This window comes from Nitrospirillum pindoramense (assembly GCF_007827955.1).
GTDB classification, from domain to species: Bacteria; Pseudomonadota; Alphaproteobacteria; order Azospirillales; family Azospirillaceae; genus Nitrospirillum; species Nitrospirillum amazonense_B.
The window spans coordinates 1-1,271 of record NZ_VITR01000044.1 but is presented as its reverse complement, the minus strand read 5'-3'; the positions used below and the strand labels follow the sequence as shown (position 1 = coordinate 1,271).

The 1,271-nt window shown below is 63.8% G+C and carries 1 protein-coding gene; it reads left to right on the top strand.

Translation table 11 applies throughout. The annotated features are described in order from the left end of the window. The first annotated feature begins 72 nt into the window (after positions 1–72). Positions 73–1,170 carry an IS5 family transposase gene (locus tag FBZ90_RS27650; RefSeq protein WP_145736989.1) on the top strand — a complete coding sequence of 366 codons (1,098 nt, stop codon included), beginning with the start codon at positions 73–75 and terminating at the stop codon, positions 1,168–1,170. Positions 1,171–1,271 lie beyond the last annotated feature (101 nt).

Sequence of the window (1,271 nt, the reverse complement as noted above, 5' to 3'; positions counted from 1 at the left end):
CAGGATGCGGAAAAACCCTTTCGTCTGAGTTCCTGTCGTGATTCGCTTCCTCATGACGATGAGGAGGATGGGATGCGTGGCGGAGACATTCGGACGGAAGGCTTGTTTTCGTACGTGAGTTGCGAAGCGCGTGTTCCGCCAAGCCATCCGCTTCGGGCGATCCGGGCGATCTGTGACGAAGCGCTGGAGGTTTTGTCGCCGGACTTTGAGGCGATGTACGCGAAGGTGGGTCGTCCTTCGATCCCGCCGGAGAAACTGCTGCGGGCGCTGCTGCTCCAGGCCTTCTATTCGGTCCGGTCGGAGCGACAACTGATGGAGCAGATGGACTACAATCTGCTGTTCCGCTGGTTTGTCGGGTTGGCGATGGACGCCCCGGTGTGGGACGTGACGGTGTTCACCAAGAACCGTGAGCGGCTTCTTGGGGGTGACGTCGCGGCGAAGTTCCTGGGGGCGGTGGTGGCCCAGGCGCGAGGCCGGAACTTGCTGTCGGACGACCACTTCTCGGTGGATGGCACGCTGATCGAGGCCTGGGCGTCGATCAAGAGCTTCCGGCCCAAGGATGGCGGCGGTGACCCGCCGGGCCCCGGTCGCAACGGGGAGCGCGACTTCCACGGGGAGAAGCGCTCCAACCAGACCCACGCGTCCGCCACCGACCCTGAAGCCAAACTGTACCGCAAGAGCAATGGTCAGCCATCACGCCTAGCCTACATGGGGCATGTGCTGATGGAGAACCGCAACGGCCTGGTGGTTGGTGCGACGCTGACCCAAGCGACCGGCACCGCCGAACGCGAGGCGGCGTTGGCATTGGTCGACGGGCTGAAGCCGACGCGGCGGATCACCTTGGGCGCCGACAAGGCCTTTGATGCGCGTGAGTTCGTCCGGGAACTCCGTGCCCGCAAGGTGACGCCGCATATCGCCCGGAATGATCACCTGACCAAGACCGGAGCGCGGCGCACGTCCGCCATTGATGGACGCACCACCCGCCACCCCGGCTATGGCGTGTCCTTGCGTATCCGCAAGCGTATTGAGGAGGTCTTCGGCTGGATCAAGACCACCGGCACCTTGCGCAAGACGCGCCACAAGGGAACCGATCGCGTCGGCTGGGCCTTCATGTTGACCGCCGCCGCCTACAACCTCGTCAGACTGCCCAAGCTGATGGTGGCGGCCTGACCATGCCCGGATTCCGCCTGCAAACGGCGGTATCCGGGAAAAATGGCCGCAAAAGCGGCCCGTAGCCCCTCGATCAAGCCTTCAATCGGCTTGGTTCATGG

Bases quoted from the DNA above. Each gene is read 5' to 3' on its own strand.
- FBZ90_RS27650 (WP_145736989.1), top strand. From the start codon at position 73: ATGCGTGGCGGAGACATTCGGACGGAAGGCTTGTTTTCGTACGTGAGT.